The organism is Butyricicoccus sp., assembly GCF_050872565.1.
Taxonomy (GTDB): domain Bacteria; phylum Bacillota; class Clostridia; order Oscillospirales; family Butyricicoccaceae; genus Butyricicoccus_A.
On record NZ_JBNMHC010000318.1, the window covers coordinates 1 to 2,557 of the forward strand.

3 protein-coding genes and 1 pseudogene are annotated in these 2,557 nt (G+C 47.7%); all 4 read left to right on the forward strand.

Translation table 11 applies throughout. The features are described from left to right. Nucleotides 1-270, forward strand: a pseudogene (locus ACR0P9_RS10705) (2-iminoacetate synthase ThiH); the annotation flags it as partial. Beyond that, nucleotides 270-851 carry a thiamine phosphate synthase gene (locus ACR0P9_RS10710; protein WP_432619990.1) on the forward strand — a complete coding sequence of 194 codons (582 nt, stop codon included), beginning with the start codon at nt 270-272 and terminating at the stop codon, nt 849-851. The pseudogene ACR0P9_RS10705 and the gene ACR0P9_RS10710, both read left to right, overlap by 1 nt. Nucleotides 852-983: 132 nt before the next feature. Continuing rightward, complete coding sequence (locus ACR0P9_RS10715) at nt 984-2,123, forward strand: MGDG synthase family glycosyltransferase (protein ID WP_432619992.1); 1,140 nt, start codon at nt 984-986, stop codon at nt 2,121-2,123. After that, nucleotides 2,120-2,557 (forward strand): pyrroline-5-carboxylate reductase family protein (locus tag ACR0P9_RS10720; protein WP_432619994.1); only part of this gene is annotated, 438 nt, incomplete at its 3' end. The genes ACR0P9_RS10715 and ACR0P9_RS10720, both read left to right, overlap by 4 nt.

Consider the following 2,557-nt stretch of genomic DNA (forward strand, 5'->3'; position numbering starts at 1 on the left):
ATCTGTGCGTATCGTCTGTTCATGCCGTTTGCCAGCATCACAATTTCCACCCGTGAACGCGCTGGCTATCGCAACGGTATCATCAACATCGCCGCAACCAAGATTTCTGCCGGTGTTTCGACAGGCATCGGCGATCACATCGAAGATGAGGATTCCAAGGGCGATCCGCAGTTTATCATCTCGGACGGCAGAGATGTCAATGAAGTGCGTCAGGCCATCCTAGATGAAGGCTTGCAGCCGGTATTCTCCGACTATATTTATGCAGGCTGATGCTGATCTGCGTGACACACCGGCTGTTATGTCCGGACGATTTTTTACAGCGGCTTGACCGCATTGCCGCACAGCATCCGTATGCCATTGTTCTGCGCGAAAAAGACTTGTCAGAACACGATTATGAAGCATTGGCGCGAGAGTGTCTGCGCATCTGCGAAAAGCACCATGTTCCGCTCAATTTGAATTCACACATTGCTGTGGCACGGCGCATCGGCTGTGACGGCATTCATCTGCCCTTTCATCTGCTCATGCAGCACAAACAAGATCTCGCAGATTTTTCTCGCGTCGGCGTATCGCTTCACTCGCCTGAAGAAGCCGCTCAACTCGCGGATACTCCTGCAACGTATGTGCAGGCAGGACATGTATTTCCTACCGACTGCAAAGCGGGTATTCCCCCGCGCGGATTATCTTTCTTGCGTGCCGTTTGTCAAGCCACAGATCTACCGGTATTTGGCATCGGCGGCATCAACGCCGAACGCTATCCTGCTGTCTTGCAAACAGGCGCCGCTGGTGCCTGCATCATGTCCGGTCTGATGACCTGCAACGATGTTGCACAAACCATGCAACCTATGGTATAATAAGATATACGCAAAGAGGCGTATTCCAACTTTGTTGGGATACACCTCTTTTTTTGTTTCATTGGCTTGCATTTCTCTCTCTCTGCCGTATACTTATAGGTAGAATACTTACAAGATAACAGGGAGACTACTATGAAACTACTGATTATCACCGCACCATTAGGCAATGGCCACAATGCTGTCGCCGGAGCGATTTCTGATTGCTTTACCGCACAATATCCAGACGCTTCCTGCAAAATTTTAGATATGTATGAATATATCAGTCCACATCTGAAAAAAGCAACGGCGAGCGGATATTTTCTTTCTATGAAAACTCTATCCCATTTTCATGATATGGCATCCAACGCCTATACGCGGCAGGATGAAAAAGACTTTAACGAATACACGCCGTCCCGTCTGGCAGATGCCTTTCTCGCTTCGCGTCTGCGTCATGCCATCGACGAATATGCACCGGACTGCATTGTGTGCACCATGGTCTATGCCGCACAGGCTGTTGATCTGCTCAAAGAACATGGTGCCATTACCTGTCCGTGCTACGGTATCATTACCGACTTTACCGTGCAAAATTATTGGGAAGATGTTGAATATTTCGAGTACATCGTTGCTCCCAGCGAATATTTACAACCGCAATTTGCCCGCCGCGGCATTGATTTTTCCCGCGTTTTGCCGTTCGGCATCCCGATTCGCAAACAATTCCAAGAAAAGCATGACAAGTTGGAAATGCGTCAGAAATTTGGGTTGCATGAAACACTGCCGACCATTTTAATTATGAGCGGCGGTATGGGCTTTGGTGATTTGCCGGAATATATCGCATCCATTGAAGAATTACCTTTTGACGTACAAATTGTCGTAATCTGCGGTAAAAATGAAAAGCTCTTGGAAAAAGTCCAAGCTTTGCAGACCCATAACACGATGAAAGTATTTGGCTATGTGAGCAACGTCGATGAAATCATGGATGCAGCGGATTGTCTGCTGAGCAAGCCCGGCGGAATTACAACCAGTGAATCTCTGGCCAAAGGTCTGCCGATGTTGATGATTCATCCGCTTCCGGGTGTAGAAGACCGCAATGTAGAATTTCTGCAAGCCAACGGTGCAGCGATTTATATTACTAAAACATGGCAGATTTCTGATGCCATGCATTTGCTATTCCAGTGTCCGGGACGAATCGATCGCTTGCAGGAAAGCATCCAAGCAATCGCAAAACCGCACGCCACACAGGATCTGTGTCAGCACATCGCACAGACAATTCAAACCATGGAGGAATCTATATGAGTACACATTATGCATTTATTGGTGCCGGAAACATGGCAAAAGCAATGATCGGCGGTATTCTCTCATCTGGTCTTGCTGCGCCAAATTGTGTTTTGGCAAGCAACCCATCTGCTCCTAAGCTGGATGCATTAAAAGAAGAATTTGGCATTCAAACCGTTCAGAAGGACAACGCAGCAGCGGCAGCGCAAGCCGATGTACTTGTACTTTCTGTTAAACCATATCTCTATGAAACAGTCATTGCTGAAATTCGAGATGTCATTCAGCCAGAAACCATTGTGGTGATGATTGCTGCTGGACAGACCCTTGCCGCAAACGAAGCCCGATTTGAAAAACCGGTAAAACTGGTTCGCGTTATGCCCAACACGCCTGCTCTCGTTGGTGAAGCCATGTCTGCGGTTTGTTTTAATGCCAATATTACATCGGAAGATCGAAAC